Source organism: uncultured Pseudomonas sp. (assembly GCF_913774235.1).
GTDB lineage: Bacteria > Pseudomonadota > Gammaproteobacteria > Pseudomonadales > Pseudomonadaceae > Chryseomonas.
The window spans coordinates 371,784-392,989 of sequence record NZ_CAJYDW010000005.1 but is presented as its reverse complement, the minus strand read 5'-3'; the positions used below and the strand labels follow the sequence as shown (position 1 = coordinate 392,989).

Sequence of the window (21,206 nt, the reverse complement as noted above, 5' to 3'; positions counted from 1 at the left end):
CGCGCCCATGAAACCTCACGTCTTCGCCACACCGCCGGCCCCAGCCCAGGCCACCGCCCTCGACGGCCTGGTGCTGGTGGTGGACCTGGGCACTTCCGGCTGCAAGAGCGCCCTGGTCACCCTGGGTGGCGAGGTGGTCGCCTGGACCTTCCATGGCGTCACCCTGCACATCGAGGGGCACAGCGCCGAGCAGGAGCCGGAAGACTGGTGGCAGGCCTTCCTGCGCGGCGCCGGCGAATTGCTCGCCGCCGATCCGGCGCGCCGGCGGCGAGTGGTGGCGGTGTGCTGCTCCACCCAGACCGAAGGCACTGTCTGCGTCGATGCGAATGGCCAGGCCCTGGGCCGCGCCCTGCTCTGGCTGGACATGCGCGGCGCCGAGTCGGTGGCGCGCCGGGTCGGTGGGGGTCGGCTGAAGGTGGCCGGCTACTCACCCTTCAAGCTGTGGCGCTGGATTCGCCTGACCGGCGGCGCGCCGTCGCTGTCGGGCAAGGACTCGGCCGGGCACATCGCCTATCTGCAGGACCACCAGCCGGAGCGCTACGAGCGGACGGTGAAGTTTCTCAACGTCCTCGACTTCATGAACCTGCGGCTGACCGGGCGCTGCTGCGCCACCGCGGACTCCATCTGCACCGCCTGGATCACCGACAACCGCGATTCTCGCCAGGTAAAGTACGACGCCAGCCTCATCCGCACCCTGGGCTTCGACCGCGACAAGCTGCCGGACCTGGTGGACTCGGCGGAGGTGATCGGCACCCTGACCGGCGCGGTGGCCGATCAGCTCGGTCTGCCGCGCAGCACCCCGGTGGTGGCCGGCTCGGTGGACACCTCGGCAGTGGCGGTGGGCTCGGCGGTGGAGGATTTCGCCCCGCACCTCTATCTCGGCACCTCCTCCTGGCTGGGCGCCCATGTGCCCTTCAAGAAGTCCGATGTCTTGCGCCACATGGCCGCCGTACCCAGTGCGGTCAAGGGCCGCTACCTGGCCATGGCACTACAGACCGCGGCCGGCGCCAACCTGTCGTTCCTGCGCGACAAGGTGCTCTACCACCCGGACGAACTCCTCAGCGACGAACAGCACCCGGACCTCTATGCCCTGCTCGACCGCATCGCCGCCCGGGTGCCGGCCGGCGCCCGTGGGCTGCTCTACACCCCCTGGCTCTATGGCGAGCGCAGCCCGGTGGACGATCCCAGCCTGCGCGCGGCGCTGATCAACCTGTCGCTGGAGCACACCCGCGAAGACATCATCCGCGCCTTTCTCGAAGGGGTGGCACTCAACACCCGCTGGATGCTGGAGCCCTTCGGCCGCTTCCTTGGCCGCCGACCCGAGCGCATCACGGCGGTGGGCGGCGGCGCCCAGTCCAATCTCTGGTGCCAGATCATGGCCGACGTCACCGGCCAGGTGATCGCCCAGCCCGATGCACCCATCCAGGCCAATGCCCGCGGCTCGGCCTATATCGCCGCCGCCGGCATCGGCGCCCTCGCCTTCAGCGACGTGCCCGCGCTGCAACGGCCGCCGCGCCTCTATGAGCCCTGCCCTCAGGCGCGGGCGCGCTACGACGACAGCTACGCCTCCTTTCTCGAAGTCCGCCGGCGGCTGGCGCCGCTGTACCGGCGACTCAACCCCAACCAGGGAGCCCGACCATGAGCGATACCCTCGACGTGCGCCAACAGGTGGTGGATCTCTGCCTGCACCTGGTGCGCCGCGGCTTCTTCGCCGCCACCGGCGGCAACCTGGCGCTGCGGGTGGACGCCGAGCGCATCGCGGTCACCCCGTCTGCCCTCGACTACTACCAGATGGGCGCGGAAGACGTCTGCATCCTGCGCCTGGCCGATCTGCACCAGCTCGAAGGCAATCGCGCGCCCTCGGTGGAAACCGGGTTGCACGCCCGGGTGCTGCGGCGCTTTCCCGCCGCCGGCTGCAGCCTGCATACCCACCAGCCCTTGGCCAGTGCCTGCACCCTGCTGGGCGAAGCCCTGACCATCGACGACCCCGGGCGCTGGCCCGCGCTGGGTCGCCGGCTGCCCCTGGTGGGCTATGCCCCGTCCGGCACCGGCTGGCTGGCCAAGCGCCTGGATCGGGCCCTGAGCGCCGAGAGCCCGGCCTATCTGCTGCGCAACCACGGGGTGCTCTGCTACGGCGCCAGCGCCCGCCAGACCCTGGCGGTGCTGGAGCAGTTGGAAGCCTTCTGCGAGCACTACCTCGTCCGCCGCATCGCCAACCGTCCCGTTCTCTCCTCCGCCGACAGCCTGGCGCGCCAGCGCCTGCTGACCACCCTCACCGCCTCCTACCCGTCCTGAGGTCCGCCATGAACCAGCCCCTGACCACGCCCCCCCAACTGCCCAGCCCGCCCGCGATCACCGCCTGGCCGGATACCGACACCCTCTATCGCCGCTTCGCCGAGTTGGTCAGGCAACCCATGCGCCCGCTGCGCCGCGATGCCCTGGCCAAGGTCATGGGCTATTTCGACGAGCGCTGCCAGGGCTCCCGGCGCCTGGCCGAGCGCGCCAAGCAATTCATTCCGGGGGGCGTGCAGCACAACCTGGCCTTCAACCATCCCTTCCCCCTGGCCATCGCCCAGGCCGAGGGTGCCCATCTCACCGACGTGGATGGCAACAGCTACATCGACTTCCTGCAGGCGGGCGGTCCCACCCTGCTCGGCTCCAACCATCCCGGCGTACGCGACCAGGTGCAGCGCATCCTAGCCGAGTGCGGACCGGTCACCGGGCTATTGCACGAGTACGAGGTAAAGCTCGCCGAACTGGTCTGCCAGAGCGTGCCCGGCATCGACCAGGTACGGCTGCTCGGCTCGGGCACCGAGGCGGCCATGGCCGCGGTGCGCCTGGCGCGGGCCTACACCGGCCGCCGCTGGCTCATCAAGATCGGGGGTGCCTACCACGGCTGGAGCGACCAGTTGGTGTACGGCATGCGCCTGCCCGGCACCGGGCGCATGGAGGCCCTCGGCATTCCCCGCGGCGCCACCGCCCACACCCAGGAGAGCCCGCCGAACGACCTCGACGCCCTGCGCCGCCGCCTGCAATTCAATCGCGTGCGTGGCGGCACCGCCGCGGTACTGGTGGAGCCCTTCGGTCCGGAAAGCGGCACCCGCCCGGTGCATCCGCACTTCAACCGCGAAGTGCGCAAACTCTGCGACGAATTCGGTGCCCTGCTGATCTTCGACGAGGTGGTGACCGGTTTTCGCGCCGGCATGGGCGGTGCCCAGGCCTATTTCAAGGTGCTGCCCGACCTCACCGTGCTGGGCAAATGTCTCACCGGCGGCTACCCCATGGCCGGCGCCCTGGGGGGCAAGGCCGAGGTCATGCAACTGCTGGTGGGCGGTATCGGCACCTCGTCGAAGCGGGCCTTCGTCGGCGGCACCCTGTCGGCCAATCCGCTGTGCTGCGTGGCCGGCTACTACGCCCTCAAGGAAATCCAGCGCCTCGACGCCGCCGGACAGGCCGGCCGGGCCGGCGACCGGCTGCGCCAGGGGCTGGAGGAGATCATCCAGCGCCGCAATCTGCCCTACGTAGCCTATAACCTCGGCTCCATCGTGCACCTGCAGACCTCGGGGGTGCTGCTGCTCGACACCAGCAACCCGCTCAAGCTGCTGCGCCTGCGCAACGAGGCCAAGGCGCGCAAACACATGATGGAAGAGATGGGCGCCGCCTACACCGCCCACGGGCTGATCACCCTGGCCGGCAGCCGCATCTATACCAGCCTGGCCGACACCGATGCGGTGATCGATGACGCCCTGGAACGCTTCGACCGCGTCTTCCAGTTGGTATGAGGCCCCTGCCCATGCGCCTCGCCCTCCATCAACAGTGGCTCGACCTGCAGCAGCGTCTGGTACGCCGCGGCGAACTCCCGGCGGTCACGCTGTCGCTCCGGGTACCGGGCACCGGCACCCTCTGGTTCGGTACCCTGGCGGATGCCGAGCCGGTGGAGACATCGCTTGGCCAGGCCTTGCCGGATGCCGCTGACCATGCGGTCATCTACCGCGCGCGCCCGGACGTCGGCGCGATCATCCAGGGCGCGGGCAGCTACGGGCCGCTCGTGGCATCGTTCGGAGGCTGCATGCCCGTGCTGTTCGACGAGCAGGCGCGCCACCTGGGCCGCATGGCCGCGGCGGTGGGCGATGCCAGCCGCCTGCCGGACGCCCTCGTCGGCGGCGGCAACGTCCTGCTGCTGGCGGAGCGGCCGCTGTGCCTGGGTACCACCGCCAGCCGCGCGGCGCTCAACGCGGAACTGTTCGAGAAATGCGCCAAGGCCTACACCCTGGCCCAGGCGACCGGTGCCACGCTTACCCGCCTGCCCTGGTGGGTGGTGCTGATCGCCACGCGCCGCCTCCAACGCGACCAGCGCCACGCTGCCCTGGCCTTCGCCAGCGGCGAGCTGCCGGCCGAAAGCCGCGGCTACTGACCGAGATCTGGAGACCAGTCCCATGACCGCCACGCCTCCCTCGCCGCCGCTCCAGGTCGCCGCTGCCCTGCTGCTGGGCTCCCTGGCCCTGCTCATCCTCGGCCTGCAACCGCTGCTACTCGGTGAACTCTTCACCAGCGGCCGGGCCAGCCTGGACGGCCTGGGCCTGGTGGCGATGGGCGAGATCGTCGCCCTCGGCCTGGGCGTGATGCTCGGCGAGGTCCTGGGCCAGCGCCTGGAGCTGCCGCACCTGCTGCTGCCGGCGATACTGCTGGCCACCGGCACCGACCTGCTCAGCGCCCAGGCCGTCGGTGACCTGCCCCTGCTCGGCCTGCGCGCTTTGGCCGGGCTGGGCGAAGGCCTGCTGCTCTGGGCGGCGGTGGCACTGATGGTCCGCCAACCCCGGGCCGAATGGCTCTCCGGCCTGTTCATGGCCTTGCAGACCTTCTGCCAGGGACTGCTGGCGGCTGCCCTGGCGCTCTGGGTACTGCCCAACGCCGGCATCCTCGGCGGCTTCCTGCTGTTGGCGGCGGTGACAGCCCTCGCCCTGCCGCTGCTGATCGTGCTGCCACGGCGCCTGGCGCCGGTCGCAGGCCAAACCAGCAACCCGTCCAGCCCGGGCTGGACGCTACCCCGCGGTCTGCTGCTGGCCTGCGTCGGTGCCCAACTGGCCGCGATCGGCGCGCTCTGGGCCTATCTGGAACCCTATGGCGAAGCCCTCGGCCTGCCGCCCGGCCAGGCTCAGTCGCTGATTGCCCTGAGCCTCGGCGCCCAGTTGCTCGGCGGCCTGGCCGGCGCCGGGCTGGTGAGCCGCCTGCCGGCACGGGGCACCCTGGTGGTGGCGACCCTGCTGCTGGGCAGCCTCGCCACCCTGATCCACGGCCTGCCGGTTGGCGCACACCTAGCCTTCGTCGGCTCATGCCTGCTGTTCACCTTTATCTGGCAGACCCTGACGCCCTTCCAGATCGGCCTGGCGCTGAGCCTCGATCCCAGCGGGCGCACCGCCACCCTGGTGCCGTCGCTGCAGCTGCTCGGCTGCGCGGCCGGGCCGGCATTGGCGTCGCTCTGGCTGAACGGCGCCGAGGTAAGACCCGCCGCCCTCGCCAGCGCCCTGCTGAGCCTGCTCGCCCTGGGCCTGCTCGGCTTGCTCGGCGTCAGCGAAAGAACCAGCCGCCTGCCCAGCCGTGGACGCCTGCGGCGTTCCGGCTGAGCAGGACGCCCGCGCCCGGCTCCACTACCCTTACCCAGCCTCTCGACTCCAGTGCGGACCTCACCATGCCTGCCCCCCTGCTCGATCCTGTCCTACCCACTTTGGCGGTCACCACGCCACAACGGCTGTTCAGCGACCAGGCCGCCCGGGCGCTGGCCCTGCGCAGCTCGGCCGCCGAGGAGCGCCGCGCCCTGCTGGACAGCCTGCACCAGGCCCTGGTCGCCCGGCGCGAGGTTCTCTACGCCGCCTTCCGCACGGATTTCGGCAAGCCCCAGGTAGAGGTGGAGCTGTCCGAGATCATGCCGGTGCTGGAAGAGCTCCAGCATGCGCGCCGCCATCTGCGCCGCTGGATGAAGCCACGCCGGGTCAGCGCGACCCTGACCTCGCTGGGCTGCCCGGCCGAGATCCACTGCCAGCCGCGCGGCCGCTGCCTGATCATCGGGCCTTGGAACTATCCGGTCTCGACGCTGCTCGGGCCCCTGGTATCCGCCCTGGCCGCGGGCAACACCGTGGTGCTCAAGCCATCGGAATTCACCCCGGCGGTCAACGCCGTGCTGCGGGAGGTGATCGCCGAGGCTTTCACCCCCGATACCGTGGCCTTCTGCGAAGGCGGCGTGGAGACGGCCCAGGCACTGCTGGCGCTGCCCTTCGATCACTTCTTCTTCACCGGCTCGCCGGCCGTGGGTCGCCTGGTGATGCAGGCCGCCGCCACTCACCTGGCCTCGGTGACCCTGGAGCTGGGCGGCAAGTCGCCCGCCATCGTCGATGCCAGCGCCGACCTGGACGCCGCCGCCGAGCTGCTGCTCTGGGGCAAGTTCTTCAACGCCGGGCAATCCTGCGTCGCGCCCGACCACCTGTTCGTCGCCCGCGCCATCCAGCCCGCCTTCATGGAGCGCTGCCGCGCCCTGCTGCAACGCCGCTACGGCAGCGATCCCGCCCGCAGTTCGGACTACGCCCGCCTCATCCACGAACGTCACGCCGCCAACCTTGCACTCGTGCTGCAACAGGCCCAGGCCGCCGGCGCCACCCTGATCCACGGCGGCGATCACGACGTCGCCCAGCGCTATCTGGGCCCCACCCTGCTGGATTGCTCGAAGGTGAGCAGCGCCCTGGACGAGCTGGAAATCTTCGGCCCGCTGCTGCCCGTCATAGCCTACGACGACCTGGACGAGGTCTTCGCGCGGATCGACGCCGGTCCCAAGCCGCTGGCGCTCTACCTCTGGAGCCAGGACCGCGAGATCCACCGGCGCGTCGCGTCGCGCACCAGCTCCGGCAGCCTGGGCATCAACCTCTGCATGCAGCAGTACACCCAGGTCAACCTGCCCTTCGGTGGCGTCAACCATTCCGGGCTGGGCAGCGCCCACGGCCTGGCCGGCTTCCGCGCCTTCTCCCACGAACGCAGCGTGATGACGGCGGGCCCCCTGCTGGCGATCCGGCTGCTGTTTCCGCCCTACTCGCCCGCCAAGTTGCGTCTGGCGCGATGGGTCACGCGCCTGGTTGGGCGGGGCTGAGACAAAGCCTCAGCCCGCGGGGCGCGAGGCCAGGCCGATGAAGATATCGAGGTTAGCCACCACTCATCCGGCCCTGGACCCTATTGATCATCTCGAAGGCACCGGCTCGGACCATAACCCCCCCATGGCCACCAACCGCTCCGCCAATGCCGCCTGCAAGGCACCGTGGAGCTCGGCGCTATAGGCCGGAGCGTTCTGCCAGTCGTAGAACCACGCCGGCATCCGCCTGGCGCTGTCGACCTCCCAGGCATAGCGGGGAAAGAGATGGGCGTGAAGCTCCGGCTCCGCATTGCCAAGGATCTCGTAGTTGATGCGCAAGGCATCGGTGACCGCCAGCAGGGCATCGCCCAGCCGCGTCATGTCGCTGAGGAACTGCTGCCTAGCCTGCTCCCCCAGCACATTCAGGCTGGGCACCACGGGATCGGCGAGCAGCAGGCAGTAGCCGGGCAGGAATTGCACGTCGCCCATTACCGCCCAGCCCGAGCGCAACCGACGAATGACCTTGGCGTTCTGCCCCGCCCGCGCGAGTTCAACCCTTTCTGCGATCAGCGCCATGACAGCTCCCGGCTTGAAAGCGGCCATTCAAGCCGACGGCCATGACAAGCTGGCGACAGCCAACGGCCGCCGCTACCGGTCCGAGGTCACCAGCTCGCCCGCGGACTGCATCGCCGCCTCCTGCCGCAACCTGGCGAAACTCGCCTTAGACAAGGGCCGTTGCAGGTGAAACCCCTGGGCCTGGTCGCACTTGAGATCGGCGATCCGCGCCAACTGGCCGGCGGTCTCGATGCCCTCGGCGACCACCGTCAGCGACAGCGCCCGGCCCATGCTGACGATGGCCTCGACGATGGCCGCGTTGCTGGCGCTCTCCTCCATCTGGGCGACGAAGCTGCGATCGATCTTCAGGCAGTCGAAGGGATAGGTGCGCAGGTAATTGAGCGAGGAATAACCGGTGCCGAAGTCGTCCATCGACAGGCGCACGCCCAGGGCCTTGAGCTGGGTCATCAATTCCAGGGCACCGGCGGCATCGTCCAGCAGGACGTTCTCCGTCAGCTCCAGCTCGACCCGGGCTGGAGCGATACCGGTGCGCTCCAGCACCCCCTGGATGCGGGCGACCAGGTCGTCGCGCTGGAACTCCAACGGCGAAAGGTTGATGGACACCAGCAGGTGCGGCGCCCAGCCCAGCGCCTGGCTGCAGGCGTCCTGCAGCACCCAGTCGCTCAGCGCCAGGATCAGGCCGGTCTCCTCCGCCATGGCAATGAAATGCGCCGGTGCCAACCGACCACGCTCGGGGTGATTCCAGCGCACCAGGGCTTCGGCGCCGAGCAGTCGCTGGCCGCTGGCATCGAAGCGTGGCTGGAACTCCAGTTCGAACTCCTGGCGCTGCAGCGCCTGGCGCAACTCGGTCTCCAGTTGCCGCCGTGCCAGGATGCGCTGGTTCATGGTCGGCTCGTAGAATCTCAGGGTGTTGCGCCCAGCCGCCTTGGCCTCGTACAGGGCGATGTCGGCATAGCGCAGCAGATCCTCGGCGGACGTCCCGTCCCGCGGCGCCGTGGCGATGCCGATGCTGGCACCGATGGTGACGTCGTGCCCGTTGATCGTCATCGAGCGGCCGATACCCTCGAGAATCCGTTGGCACAGCCCGCTGACCTGCTCGGCCGCCAGCGCGCCATTCACCGCGATGACGAATTCGTCGCCACCGATGCGGGCGACCAGATCGCCGTCGCGCATACTGTGGCGCAGTACCCGGGCGACCTGGGCGAGCACCTGGTCGCCTGCCGCATGGCCGAGGGAGTCGTTGACCGGCTTGAAGCGATCCAGGTCGAGGGCCAGCAGGTGCAGCGGCGGACCGTCGGTGAAGCCCTCGGCGAAGCGATGCTCCAGATAACGCTGCAGGTGGCGCCGATTGGCCAGTCCGGTGAGGGTGTCGTGCTGATTGATATACTCGATGCGCGCCTTGGCCTGGATCTCCTCGGTGACGTCGCACACGGTGCCGCGAAAGCCGACCAGCCGCTCGTCGCGGAAGATCGCCTGGGCCGACAGCTGGCAATAACGCTGGTTGTCCCGGGCGTCGCGCATCTCGCAGCGCAGGGTCCGCCGCGCCCGTTGCAGGAAGGCCGGCGCCTGAGCCAACTCGGCCGCCCGCGCCGGTTCATAGTCGAGCAATTCGTAGAGCGGCCGGCCCAGCCACAGCTGCGGATGCAGGCCGGTCACGTCGATGAAGCGCTCCGACAGATACACCAGGCGCTGCGCGGCGTCCGTCTCCCAGATCCAGTCCGACGCCGCCTCCGACACCGAGCGGAAGCGCTGCTCGCTCTGCCGCAACGCCTGCTCGGCCTCCTGCATGTGCCAGGCGGCCCGGGCTATACGTCGGCGCAGATACCAGACCAGCAACAAGGCGGCACCACAGAGCACCACCAGCAACGGCAGGAAGGTCGCGCGCAGCTCGGCGCCCAAGGCCTGGAAGCGCCACTGCAGCAGCAGCGAGATACCGAGCTCCAGGCGCACCACCAGACTGGGCGGGGCGACGATGGCGTCGCTGGCGGCCGTTATCCGCAGCTCCTGCAGATCGAAGGTCTCGCCCAACGCCCGTGCCTTGGCTGGCGTGAGCACATCGACGAACACCAGGTACGACAGGCGCTGGAAATCCTGGTAGGACGCCTCCGGGCGGATGACGGCGGCCATCACCAGCGCGGGCTGGCCGTTCACTAGGAAATAGCCTTGGGCATAGCCATTCTGCGGTGAACGGGCGCGCGCCAGGGCGAGCAGCGGCGCCTCGTCCCTACCCAGCCAGTCTTCGAGTTCCAGAGCGCTGCGGGCACCCTCGACCACGGCGTAGCGGGTACTGCCGGTGGGGCCGACGATGAAGGCGCCTTCCAGGCCATAGCTGCTGTGCAAAGAGGGACCTATGTTGTCCTCGTCATAGGCCCAGGCGGTATCGACCCGCTTGTCGGTCCTCACGTAGCCTTCGAGCCAGAAGGCGTAGTCGGCCAGCACGTTGCCGAGGGTGGCCTGGCGGATGGACAGGGCACGTTGCGCATCGCTCGCACTGTGTTGCCGCTGCTGCTCGTCGATACGCTCGCAGAGGGCGACCAGCATCAGGCCCGCGGCCGCGAAGACCACGGCGATCAGCGAGAAGAAACCCGAAGACGCCTGGCCGGCGACATGATTCAACTTGGCAGACACGACGGACATCCACGCAGAGGAACGGAAAAAGGCAGGGCCCGCATTGGGGGCCATACCCATAGCTCTGGATATCGGCAATCGCACTAACGGCTTGATCGCAAAAGTATGCCTTTCGTCGACGCCGAACTGCGGCTTTTTTGCACTACGGCCGTGCATGTCGCCAATGTCTGCCCCAAGGTCGCGCAGGCGTTATATTCCCTCCCCGACGGCCTTGCCCAAAAACGACAATCGCCGTCCACTCGCCCGGAGATTTGTTGACCTATCGGTCAGCTTTACCCACCATCGAAGCAACCCAACCTCAAGTGGAGAGCGGCCTTGATCAGGTTTCTGCTGGACCAGGAGCTGCGCGTCGAAGAGCAGCTCGATCCCAATCTCACCGTGCTCCAGTACCTGCGCGAGCGCTGCGGCAAGACCGGTACCAAGGAAGGCTGCGCCTCCGGCGACTGCGGCGCCTGCACCGTGGTACTGGCCGAGGCGGATGGCGACCGGCTGCGCTATCGCACCGTCAACAGTTGCCTGACCTTCGTCGCGGCGTTGGACGGCAAGCAACTGATCAGTGTGGAAGACCTCAGGCACCAAGGCCGCCTGCACAGCGTGCAGCAGGCCATGGTCGACTGCCATGGCTCCCAGTGCGGCTACTGCACACCGGGCTTCGTCATGTCGCTGTTCGCCCTGCAGAAGAACGTCGCCGCGCCGGACAGCGCCGCCACCCATGAGGCCCTGGCCGGCAATCTCTGCCGTTGCACCGGCTACCGACCGATCCTGGCCGCCGCCGAACAGGCCTGCGCCAGTCGTCAGCCCGACCACTTCGATGCCCGCGAGCAGCAGACCCTGGAGCGCCTGAAGGCCCTGGCGCCGGCACCCGAGCCCCGTCTCGAAGGCGCCGGTCGTCAGAGTTATAGCCCCACCACCCTAAGCGAACTGGCCAGTCTCTACCTGGCCCATCCCGAGGCGCGCCTGCTGGCCGGTGGCACCGACCTGGCCCTGGAAGTGACCCAGAATCATCGCCGCCTGGATACGCTGATCTACCTGGGCAACCTGCCTGAGTTGCGTTACGTGACGGTCGGTGAGGACAGTATCGAGATCGGCGCCGCCACGCCGCTTTCCGACTGCGCCGCCGCCCTGGCGGCCGACTACCCCGACTTCGGCGCCCTACTGCAGCGCTTCGCCTCCCTGCAGATCCGCAACCAGGGCACCCTGGGCGGCAACATCGGCAATGCTTCGCCCATTGGCGACAGCCCACCGCTGCTGCTGGCACTCGGTGCCAGCGTGTTGCTGCGCCAGGGCGAGCGCCTGCGCGAACTGCCGCTGGACGACTTCTTCCTCGACTACCGCAAGACCGCCCTGGCGCCGGGTGAATTCATCCAGGCGGTACGGGTGCCCCGGACGCGCGAGGGCCTTATCTTCCGCGCCTTCAAGGTGTCCAAGCGCCTGGACGACGACATCTCCGCGGTCTGCGCCGCCGTCGCCCTGGAACTCGACGAGGGGCGCGTCGCGGCGGTACGTATCGCCTACGGTGGCATGGCGGCCATTCCGAAGCGTGCCGCTCACTGCGAGCAGGCACTGTTAGGCCAACCCTGGAACACCGCTACCGTCGAGCGCGCCGCCCAAGCCCTCGCCAACGACTTCGCCCCGCTGTCGGATTTCCGCGCCAGTCGCGAATATCGCCTGCTGACGGCGCAGAACCTGCTGCGCAAATGTCATCTGGAGACCACCCAGCCCACGCTCGCCACGAGGGTCACCGCCCATGTCTAGCAGCCTCCCCGTCCGTACCCCCGAGGAAATGGCCGCCGCCTTCGCCGCGGGTCTCACCACCGGCGTCGGTAAGCCGCTCAAGCACGAGAGTGCCGACAAGCATGTGAGCGGTGAAGCGATCTACATCGACGACCGCCTGGAATTCCCCAACCAGCTGCACGTCTATGCGCGGATGAGTGAGCACGCCCATGCGCGCATCCTGCGTATCGATTTGTCGCCCTGCTATGAGATACCGGGCGTGGCCCTGGCCATCACCGCCGCCGACGTACCCGGTCAGCTGGATATCGGCGCCGTGCTGCCGGGCGATCCGCTGCTGGCCGATGGCGAGGTGCAGTACCTCGGCCAACCGGTACTGGCCGTGGCCGCCAGCAGCCTGGACGCCGCCCGCCGCGCCGCCCAGGCGGCCATCGTCGAATACGAGCCGCTAGAGGCCATCATCGACGTCAAGGAAGCGCTCAGACGCGAGCACTTCATCTCCCCCAGCCACAGCCACCACATCGGCGACGCGGCCGCCGCCCTGGCCGCCGCGCCCCATCGCCTGCAGGGCGAGCTGGCCATCGGCGGCCAGGAACACTTCTACCTGGAAACCCAGGTCGCCTCGGTGATGCCCACCGAGGATGGCGGCATGCTGGTCTATTCCTCCACCCAGAATCCCACCGAGGTGCAGAAGCAGGTGGCCGAGGTGCTGGGCGTCTCGATGAACAAGGTTACCGTCGACATGAGACGCATGGGCGGCGGCTTCGGCGGCAAGGAGAGCCAGGCCGGCATGCCGGCGGCGCTCTGCGCGGTGTTCGCGCGCCTCACCGGACGCCCGGTGAAGATGCGCCTGCCGCGCTGCGAAGACATGCACATGACCGGCAAGCGCCATCCTTTCCATGTCGAATACGACGTCGGCTTCGACGACGACGGCCGCCTGCTGGGCATTCGCTTCGAGTTGGCGGGCAACTGCGGCTATTCGCCGGACCTGTCCAATGCCATCATCGACCGCGCCATGTTCCATGCCGACAACGCCTACTACCTCGGCAATGCCCAGGTCACCGGCCACCGCTGCAAGACCCACCTGGCCTCCAACACCGCCTACCGCGGCTTCGGCGGGCCCCAGGGCATGCTGGCCATCGAGAACGTCATGGACGCCATCGCCCGCCACCGCGGCCTCGATCCGCTGGAGGTGCGCCGCCGCAACTACTACGGCAAGGAGACCCGCAACGTCACCCACTACCACCAGGTGGTGGAAGACAATCTGCTCGACGAGATGACCGCGGACCTGGCGGCCAGCAGCGACTACCAGGCCCGCCGCGCGGCCATCCGCGATTTCAACCGGAACAGCCCGGTGCTGAAGAAGGGCCTGGCGCTGACCCCGGTGAAGTTCGGCATCTCCTTCACCTCCTCCTTCCTCAACCAGGGCGGCGCCCTGGTGAACGTCTACACCGACGGCAGCATCCACCTGAACCACGGCGGTACCGAGATGGGCCAGGGGCTGAACACCAAGGTCGCCCAGGTGGTGGCCGAGGTCTTCCAGGTCGACATAGCCCGCATCCAGATCACCGCCACCAACACCGACAAGGTGCCCAACACCTCGCCCACCGCCGCCTCCAGCGGCACCGATCTCAACGGCAAGGCCGCGCAGAACGCCGCCCAGACCATCAAGGATCGCTTGATCGACTTCGCCAGTCGGCACTTCCATGTGGGGCCAGAGGAGGTCGACTTCCGCAACGGCCACGTCAAGGTGCGTGACCGGCTGCTGAGCTTCGAAGAGCTGATCCAGCTGGCCTACGTCGGCCAGGTGTCGCTCTCCAGCACCGGCTACTACCGCACGCCGAAGATCCATTACGACCGCGATCAGGCCCGCGGCCGGCCCTTCTACTACTACGCCTTCGGCGCCGCCTGCTCCGAGGTGCTGATCGATACCCTCACCGGCGAATACCGGCTCTTGCGCACCGACATCCTCCACGACGTCGGCGCCTCCCTGAATCCGGCCATCGACATCGGCCAGGTCGAAGGCGGTTTCGTCCAGGGCCTGGGCTGGCTGACCATGGAAGAACTGGTGTGGAACGACGCCGGCAAGCTGCTCACCGCCGGTCCTTCCACCTACAAGATCCCGGCGGTGAGCGACGTGCCGCCGGACCTGCGGGTCCGCCTGGTGGAAAATCGCAAGAATCCCGAGGCCACAGTGTTCCACTCCAAGGCCGTGGGCGAGCCGCCCTTCATGCTCGGCATCTCGGTCTGGTGCGCCCTGCAGGACGCGGTGGCCAGCGTGGCCGACTACCGCTTCCACCCGGCGCTGGACGCCCCGGCCACCCCCGAGCGGGTGCTCTGGGGCGTGGAGCGGATGCGCCGCTTGGCCGCTGAGACCCAGGCCGTAGCGACGTCCGCCACGGAGGAACCGGCATGACCCCGAAACGCGGCTGGCTGGCGTTGCTGGCTGATTTTGAGGCGCGCGGCGAACCCTGCGTGCTGGTCACCGTGGCCGATGAACAGGGCTCCACGCCCCGCGACGCCGGCACCAAGATGCTGGTGGGTCGGACCGAGCAGCACCTGACCATCGGCGGCGGCCACCTGGAATACCGCGCCGTGGAGATCGCCCGCGAGCTGCTCGCGGCCGGCAGCCGCCAGCCGCGCCTGGAGCGCTTTTCCCTGGCCGCCAGCCTCGGCCAGTGCTGCGGCGGCGTCACCACCTTGCTGTTCGAGCCGCTGTTGGCCCAGGACGTCCCGGTAATCGTCTTCGGCGCCGGCCATGTCGCCCGCGCCCTGGTGCCCCTGCTGGCCGGCCTGCCCTGCGCGGTGCGCTGGGTCGACTCGCGCCCCCAGGAATTTCCCGATCCGCTGCCCGCTGGCGTCGAGAAGATCGTCACCGACGAGCCGGTCGACGAGATCGCCCGGATGCCGGCCGGGGCCTACTACATCGTCATGACCCACAATCACCCGCTGGACCTGGAGCTGACCGATGCCATCCTCGCCCGTGGCGACCATGGCTACTTCGGCCTGATCGGGTCCAAGACCAAGTGGGCCAAATTCCGCCACCGCCTCACGGCCCGAGGTCACGGCGCCGAGCGCCTGGCCACGGTGCGCTGCCCCCTGGGTCTGCCCGAGGTCCAGGGCAAGCTGCCCCTGGAAATCGCCATCGCCGTGGCTGGTGAGGTCATCGCCCACTACGGCCGCCAGGCCCAGCAGGCGGATACGCCGCTGCGCCTGGTCACCGCTACTCCTAGTTAGTCGTTTACCATTCGAGATCGTTATGACCGCTATCGCCCATCGCGCCGCCCTGCTCCACAGCCTCGCCGACCCGGCCGAGGTGGGGCTGGACGCCTCCTATGAATACCATGCCGACGGCCTGCTGCTGATCGAGGACGGCCGCATCCAGGCCATGGGCCCGGCCGCCGAGCTGCTGCCCACCCTGCCCGCCGGCACCGAGGTGATCGAACATCGCGACGCCCTCATCACCCCCGGCTTCATCGACACCCATATCCACTATCCGCAGACCGGCATGATCGCCAGCTACGCCGAGCAGCTGCTGGACTGGCTGGACACCTACACCTTCCCCACCGAGCGCGCCTTCGCCGATCCGGCCAAGGCCGCCGAGGTGGCCGAGATCTTCGTCGGCGAACTGCTGCGCAACGGCACCACCACCGCCCTGGTGTTCGGCAGCGTCCATCCGCAATCGGTGGAGGCCTTCTTCCAGGTCGCCGAACGCCTCGACCTGCGCATGATCGCCGGCAAGGTACTGATGGACCGCAACGCCCCGGATTACTTGCAGGACACGGCCGAGTCCGCCTATGCCGATAGCAAGGCGCTGATCCAGCGCTGGCATGGCAAGGGCCGGCTGCACTATGCGGTCACCCCGCGCTTCGCGCCCACCAGCACGCCAGAGCAACTGGCAGCCGCCGGACGCCTGCTGGCCGAGCATCCGGACGTCTACCTGCACACCCACCTCTCCGAGAACCTCAAAGAGATCGACTGGGTGAAGGCACTGTTCCCGGAGCGGAGCAATTATCTGGACGTCTACGACCACTTCCAGCTGCTCGGCCCGCGCTCGGTGTTCGCCCACGGCATCCACCTCTGCGACGCCGAATGCCAGCGCCTGCACGACACAGGTTCGGCGGTGGCGCATTGCCCCACCTCCAATCTCTTTCTCGGCAGCGGTCTGTTCGACCTCCAGCGGATGGAAGCCTTCAAGGTCAACGTCGGCCTGGGCACCGACGTCGGCGCCGGCACCAGCTTCTCGCTGCTGCAAACCCTCGGCGAGGCCTACAAGGTGCAGCAACTGCGCGGTAACCGCCTGCATCCCTTCAAGTCGCTGTACCTCGCCACCCTTGGCGGCGCCCGCGCCCTGCGCCTGGACGACCGCATCGGCAGCCTGACTCCCGGCCACGACGCCGACTTCGTGGTGCTCGACCTCAAGGCCACCCCGCTGCTGGACTACCGCCTGCAGCAGTCCAAAAGCCTGGAGGAAACTCTTTTCGTCCTCACCACCCTCGCCGACGATCGCGTGGTACGCGAGACCCACGCGGCCGGCCGCCGGGTACATCACCGCGACGCCTGACACCCGTAGCGTGGAAAACCGCGCAGCGTTTTCCACTGGCAGGCTCGTGGCAGGGTAGATAAGGCTACGCCGTTGCCCACCCGGCACCGGCTTTATCAGCGCGTTTCGACAAGTCAGGCGAGCTGCGCCAGCTGCTCGCCTCGACGTTCCAGGGGCGCGAGCCCGGCCAGCACGGCCGGCTCCTTGAGCACCGCAACGAAGGCTTCGCGGAAGGCCTTCATCTCCTCCGGCAAGCCGACGGTGACTCGGTATCCAGTGCTCATGCGCGGCTCTCATTTCAACGCCACGGAAATGGCCGTCCGGCCACCCGAGACGACCGCATATCCCCTGCCGATGTCACCCCAGACCGGCGTCCTGGCTATAGTCCCCGTCACCTGAACCCCTACGAAAGGATGCGTAGATGCCCAGCCCAACTTATAGCGTGGTGTTTTCCGGTCAAATCGCCGACGGTTTCGATCTGGAACAGGTCAAGCGGCGTTTCGCCGATGCCTACGGCCTGAGCACCGAGCGCCTGGAACAGCTGTTCAGCGCCAAGCCCGTCGTCATCAAGCGCGACATCGGCCGCAAGGAAGCCGAAGGCTACCTGCAGCGCCTCAGCCAGATCGGCGCCCTGGCGCGCCTGGAAAGCTCGACGGGCGACGTAGTGGAGCCCCCTGCCAGTGCCCAATCCGTGGCGACCCCCACTGCCCCGCTGACCCTCGTCCCCCAGCAACCGCCCGCAGCGCCAATCCAGGCCCGCCCCCAGGTACAGGACGACGAACCCCGCCGGCTCCCCCTCGAATTCCATGGCCAGGGCGGCGAATTCTTCCGCATCTGGATCGTCAACCTGGTCCTCAGCGTCCTGACCCTGGGCATCTACTCGGCCTGGGCCAAGGTCCGCACCCTCAGGTACTTCTATGGCAACACCCGGTTGGACGGTAACGCCTTCGAGTACCTGGCCGATCCGCGCGCCATCCTCAAGGGTCGGCTGCTGATGGTCGCACTCCTGGCCGGCTACTACGTACTCAGTCTCTACGTCCCCCTGATCAAGCCCTTCGCGGGCCTGGCACTGCTGATCGCCACTCCCTGGATCGTAGTCCGCGCCCTGAGCTTCCACCATCACAACTCCGCCTGGCGCGGCGTACGCTTCGGCTTCGAGGCGCGCCTGGGCGAAGCCATCAAGGTCTTCATAGGCTGGCCGCTGCTCGGCATCCTGACCCTCGGCATCCTCTATCCGATGGCAATACAGCGTCAGCAGGCGTTCATCGCCAGCCACAGCCGCTTCGGCACCCAGGGCTTCAGCTTCCAGGCCGGCGTCGGGCGCTACTACCGCATGGTCCTAGGCATCATCGCCCTCGCCGTGCTCGGCATGATCGCCAACATCGCCCTGGACCTACTCGCCATCTTCGCCAACGTTTCTCCATCGCCGGTAGGCTCGCCCATCGCATCGATCATCGTGATGCTGCTGACCTACCAACTGATCTTCGTCTATGTGAAGGTCACCCTGACCAACCTGTATTACCGCAGCACCCGCGCCGGCGTGGTCCGCCTGGGCGCCCACTACGGCCTGGGCTCCTACAGCCTGCTGGTCCTGACCAACCTCATCGGCATGGTGCTGACCCTCGGTCTGTTCTATCCCTGGGCCCGAGTCCGTACCGCGCGCTACGCCGCCGAGCACATCACCCTGGAAGCCGAGGGCGACGTCGAGGCCTTCATCGCCGATCAGCGCGGTGGCGCCTCGGCCACCGGCGGCGAAGCGGCCGAGCTATTCGGTGTGGACCTGGGGCTGTGACGCCCGAGCTGACCGGCTGGTTCTTCGACGGCAATACCTCCCGGCGCGTCCCCGCGCGCCTGGAGGTGGACGCCGGCCAGTGGGCCGTGACCACGGACGATGGGCAACTCCTGGCCGGACCCAGTCCGGTGACGGCGATCGAGCTGTCCTCCCGCCTGGGCAATACGCCGCGTTTTCTCGACTTCCCCGGCGCCGGCCGCTTCGAGACCTTGCACAACGATGCCATCGACGACCTGCTGCGGGATACCGACGCGCACCAGGGATTGGCCTATCGCCTGGAATCCAGCTGGCGACTGGTCCTGCTGTCGCTGGTCCTGGCGATCGCCTTCGCCTGGGGTGGTATCCGCTACGGCATTCCGGCCCTGGCCGAGACCCTAGCCTTCCGCCTGCCCGCCAGCGTCGGCACCCACCTGGGCGACGGCACCCTGGCCCTGCTCGACCGCGCGGCGCTCAAGCCCTCAACCCTGCCTGCCGCCCGCCAGCAAGCCTTGCGCGCCCGCTTCCTGGCCTTCGCCCAGGCGACGGACCCCAGCCTTGAGGTGGACATCCAGTTCCGCGACGCCGCCCGCAGCCTGGGCGCCAACGCCCTGGCCCTGCCCTCGGGCACCCTGGTCTTCACCGATCAACTGGTGAATCTCGCCGAGCACGACGACGAGCTGCTTGCCGTGCTGGCCCATGAACTCGGCCACCTCGCGCGCCGGCACGCCCTGCGCCAGGTGCTACAGAGTTCGGGCCTCGGGCTGGTCATCCTGGTGGTCACCGGCGATGTCTCTTCGATCAGCGCCAGCGTCTCGGCCATCCCGGTCGTGCTCACCGAGCTGGGCTATTCCCGCGCCTTCGAATACGAGGCGGATCGCTACGCCGCCCAGGCGCTGGCGGCGCAGCACATCCCGGCCAGCCGGCTGACCACTCTGCTCGAGCGCCTGGAGCAGGCCAACGGCTGTACCAAGCCTCACGAGGAATGCCCCGACGCCTCGCCCGACGGCCGCTGGGCCAGCTACCTCTCCACTCACCCCAGCACGGCCGAACGTCAGCAGGCCTTGCAGTGAGCCACGAGAAAGCCACCCCGAGGGGCCATAACCTAGACCCCAGTGCTTGGGGACGATGGACAGGTCCGCTCTTACGGCGATGCGCTGACTGCAGGAGCAACTGTCTTATAACGGCCATACCGGGTGCGCCGTAGCGACCGCTCTGACTTGGACTATCGCGGCCATGGGCCGCTCCTACAAAAGCATCAACCCCTGGAGGAGCAACAGTCTTATCGCGGCCATGCCGGTGCGCCGTAGCGACCGCTCGGACTTGGACTATCGCGGCCATGGGCCGCTCCTACAAAAGCATCCACCCCTGGAGGAGCCACTGTCTTATCGCGGCCATGCCGGTGCGCCGTAGCGACCGCTCTGACTTGGACTATCGCGGCCATGGGCCGCTCCTACAAAAGCATCAACCTCTGTAGGAGCGGCCCATGGCCGCGATGGAGCAGCAACGACAGAGGACCAAGTTGCGGCCCTGAGCAGCCCGACCTTGGCCACACGCCGGTCAGTTAAGAAAAACGCCGCGTCCTCGTGAAGAGGACGCGGCGTTTTTTGTGCCCACCCGGGCGGCTGCAAGTGGCTGCGCTCAGCACCTCGACTGACGGGCACTACCCCGAAGGATAGCGTCTCGTCTTGGCAGGAGCCGACTCAGCTGCTGCGATAACGCTCCAGCCAATGGGCATAGGGCGCCGGCAGCACCCAGGACGGCTTGTCCACGCCCAGGGCCTTGGCGGCGTAGTAGGGCCAGTGCGGATCGGCCAGGTGGGCGCGGCCCACCATCACCAGGTCCAGCTGCTCGTCGGCCACTACCTGGTTGGCCAGGGCCGGGGTGTCGATGTTCCAGGCCGAGGCCACCTTCAGGCCGGTGGCCTTGCGCACCTGCTCGGTGATGGGCGCCAGCAGGCCCGAGCCCCAGGGGATGTTGGCGGTCGGGGTGGAGAAACCGATGCTGACGCTCAGCAGGTCGAGGCCTTCGCGTTTGAAGCCCTGGGCCAGCTCGATGGACTCGGCCAGGGTCTCCTCGTCGCGACCGTCGTATTCGATCACGCCGAAACGGGCAGTCAGCGGCAGATGTTCCGGCCAGACCTTGCGCACCGCGGCCAGGGTTTCCAGCAGGAAGCGGCTGCGGCCGGCGAGGTCACCACCGTACTGGTCGTCGCGCTGGTTGGAGTGCACCGAGAAGAAGCTTTGCGCCAGGTAGCCGTGGGCGAAGTGCAGCTCCAGCCACTCGAAGCCGGCCTCATAGGCACGCTTGGCAGCATCGACGAAATCCTGGCGGACCCGGGCAATGTCGTCCAGGGTCATGGCCTTGGGTACCTTGGGCAGGTTGGCGCCAAAGGCCACGGCGGACGGGGCGATGGTGTCCCAGCCACGACTGTCGTCGGCGGCGATGTGGTCGTCGCCTTCCCAGGGACGGTTGGCACTGGCCTTGCGCCCGGCGTGGGCGATCTGGATACCAGGCACCGAACCAGCCGCCTTGATCGCCTGCACCACCGGCACGAACGCCTGGGCCTGGGCATCGGACCAGATACCGGCGCAACCGGGAGTGATCCGGCCTTCCGGCGACACCGCCGTGGCCTCGACGATGACCACGCCGGCACCGCCCCGCGCCAGGCCCGCGTAGTGCACCTGATGCCAGTCGTTGATCACGCCGTCGACGGCGCTGTATTGGCACATGGGCGGAATGGCGATGCGGTTGCGCAGCGTCACGTCCTTGAGGGTGAAGGGTTGGAACAATGCGGACATCTGAGCGGTCTCCAAGAGGATGACTGTTGGTTCGTTAATTCGATA

The 21,206-nt window shown here is 68.2% G+C and carries 16 protein-coding genes; 12 read left to right on the top strand and 4 right to left on the bottom strand.

Annotated features, from left to right (window positions below; translation table 11 throughout):
- The first annotated feature begins 7 nt into the window (after nucleotides 1–7).
- From QZ471_RS04230 to QZ471_RS04205, 6 genes are all read left to right on the top strand, one after another.
- Nucleotides 8–1,642: an FGGY-family carbohydrate kinase gene (locus tag QZ471_RS04230; RefSeq protein ID WP_295461147.1), complete on the top strand. Its 1,635-nt coding sequence runs from the start codon at nucleotides 8–10 to the stop codon at nucleotides 1,640–1,642.
- Nucleotides 1,639–2,295, top strand: coding sequence for a class II aldolase/adducin family protein (locus tag QZ471_RS04225; RefSeq protein WP_295461145.1), 657 nt, complete (start codon nucleotides 1,639–1,641; stop codon nucleotides 2,293–2,295). Before QZ471_RS04230 ends, QZ471_RS04225 begins: the two co-directional genes overlap by 4 nt.
- A gap of 8 nt (nucleotides 2,296–2,303) precedes the next feature.
- Nucleotides 2,304–3,782 (top strand): aminotransferase class III-fold pyridoxal phosphate-dependent enzyme, encoded by a 1,479-nt coding sequence (locus QZ471_RS04220; protein WP_295461143.1) that lies wholly within the window; start codon nucleotides 2,304–2,306, stop codon nucleotides 3,780–3,782.
- An 11-nt stretch (nucleotides 3,783–3,793) separates the two neighbouring features.
- Nucleotides 3,794–4,414, top strand: coding sequence for a hypothetical protein (locus QZ471_RS04215; RefSeq protein WP_295461142.1), 621 nt, complete (start codon nucleotides 3,794–3,796; stop codon nucleotides 4,412–4,414).
- A gap of 22 nt (nucleotides 4,415–4,436) precedes the next feature.
- Nucleotides 4,437–5,624, top strand: coding sequence for a hypothetical protein (locus QZ471_RS04210; protein ID WP_295461141.1), 1,188 nt, complete (start codon nucleotides 4,437–4,439; stop codon nucleotides 5,622–5,624).
- Nucleotides 5,625–5,689: 65 nt separating this feature from the next.
- A complete protein-coding gene (locus tag QZ471_RS04205) occupies nucleotides 5,690–7,135 on the top strand; it encodes an aldehyde dehydrogenase family protein (RefSeq protein ID WP_295461139.1) in 1,446 nt (481 codons plus the stop codon).
- Nucleotides 7,136–7,222: 87 nt separating this feature from the next.
- On the opposite strand, the gene QZ471_RS04200 is transcribed toward QZ471_RS04205, so the two are convergent.
- Nucleotides 7,223–7,690, bottom strand: coding sequence for a hypothetical protein (locus QZ471_RS04200; protein ID WP_295461138.1), 468 nt, complete (start codon nucleotides 7,688–7,690; stop codon nucleotides 7,223–7,225).
- A gap of 72 nt (nucleotides 7,691–7,762) precedes the next feature.
- Nucleotides 7,763–10,327: an EAL domain-containing protein gene (locus QZ471_RS04195; RefSeq protein WP_295461137.1), complete on the bottom strand. Its 2,565-nt coding sequence runs from the start codon at nucleotides 10,325–10,327 to the stop codon at nucleotides 7,763–7,765.
- A gap of 306 nt (nucleotides 10,328–10,633) precedes the next feature.
- Here QZ471_RS04195 and xdhA point away from each other — a divergent pair, with 306 nt between their 5' ends.
- Genes xdhA through guaD form a run of 4 tightly spaced genes read left to right on the top strand, consistent with a single transcriptional unit; the run spans nucleotide 10,634 to nucleotide 16,613 of the window.
- Entirely contained in the window at nucleotides 10,634–12,073 is a 1,440-nt protein-coding gene (gene xdhA / locus QZ471_RS04190; protein WP_295461135.1) for a xanthine dehydrogenase small subunit, read from the top strand.
- Nucleotides 12,066–14,465, top strand: coding sequence for a xanthine dehydrogenase molybdopterin binding subunit (gene xdhB, locus QZ471_RS04185; protein ID WP_295461134.1), 2,400 nt, complete (start codon nucleotides 12,066–12,068; stop codon nucleotides 14,463–14,465). The genes xdhA and xdhB overlap by 8 nt, the downstream gene beginning before the upstream one ends.
- On the top strand, nucleotides 14,462–15,286 hold the full coding sequence (xdhC, locus tag QZ471_RS04180; protein WP_295461132.1) for a xanthine dehydrogenase accessory protein XdhC: 825 nt from the start codon (nucleotides 14,462–14,464) through the stop codon (nucleotides 15,284–15,286). The genes xdhB and xdhC overlap by 4 nt, the downstream gene beginning before the upstream one ends.
- A 16-nt stretch (nucleotides 15,287–15,302) precedes the next feature.
- The gene (gene guaD / locus QZ471_RS04175) at nucleotides 15,303–16,613 is read left to right on the top strand and encodes a guanine deaminase (RefSeq protein ID WP_295461459.1); all 1,311 of its coding nucleotides are present in this window, start codon (nucleotides 15,303–15,305) and stop codon (nucleotides 16,611–16,613) included.
- A 113-nt stretch (nucleotides 16,614–16,726) separates the two neighbouring features.
- On the opposite strand, the gene QZ471_RS04170 is transcribed toward guaD, so the two are convergent.
- Nucleotides 16,727–16,876, bottom strand: coding sequence for a hypothetical protein (locus QZ471_RS04170; RefSeq protein ID WP_295461131.1), 150 nt, complete (start codon nucleotides 16,874–16,876; stop codon nucleotides 16,727–16,729).
- Between the two features lie 137 nt (nucleotides 16,877–17,013).
- Between QZ471_RS04170 and QZ471_RS04165 the strand changes: the two genes are divergently transcribed.
- Together QZ471_RS04165 and QZ471_RS04160 are read left to right on the top strand one after the other, a co-directional pair.
- Nucleotides 17,014–18,384 carry a YjgN family protein gene (locus QZ471_RS04165; protein WP_295461129.1) on the top strand — a complete coding sequence of 457 codons (1,371 nt, stop codon included), beginning with the start codon at nucleotides 17,014–17,016 and terminating at the stop codon, nucleotides 18,382–18,384.
- Nucleotides 18,381–19,433 (top strand): M48 family metallopeptidase, encoded by a 1,053-nt coding sequence (locus QZ471_RS04160; protein WP_295461127.1) that lies wholly within the window; start codon nucleotides 18,381–18,383, stop codon nucleotides 19,431–19,433. Before QZ471_RS04165 ends, QZ471_RS04160 begins: the two co-directional genes overlap by 4 nt.
- 630 nt (nucleotides 19,434–20,063) lie before the next feature.
- Here the strand turns inward: QZ471_RS04160 and QZ471_RS04155 are convergent.
- A complete protein-coding gene (locus QZ471_RS04155) occupies nucleotides 20,064–21,161 on the bottom strand; it encodes an NADH:flavin oxidoreductase/NADH oxidase (RefSeq protein ID WP_295461126.1) in 1,098 nt (365 codons plus the stop codon).
- Nucleotides 21,162–21,206: the final 45 nt, after the last annotated feature.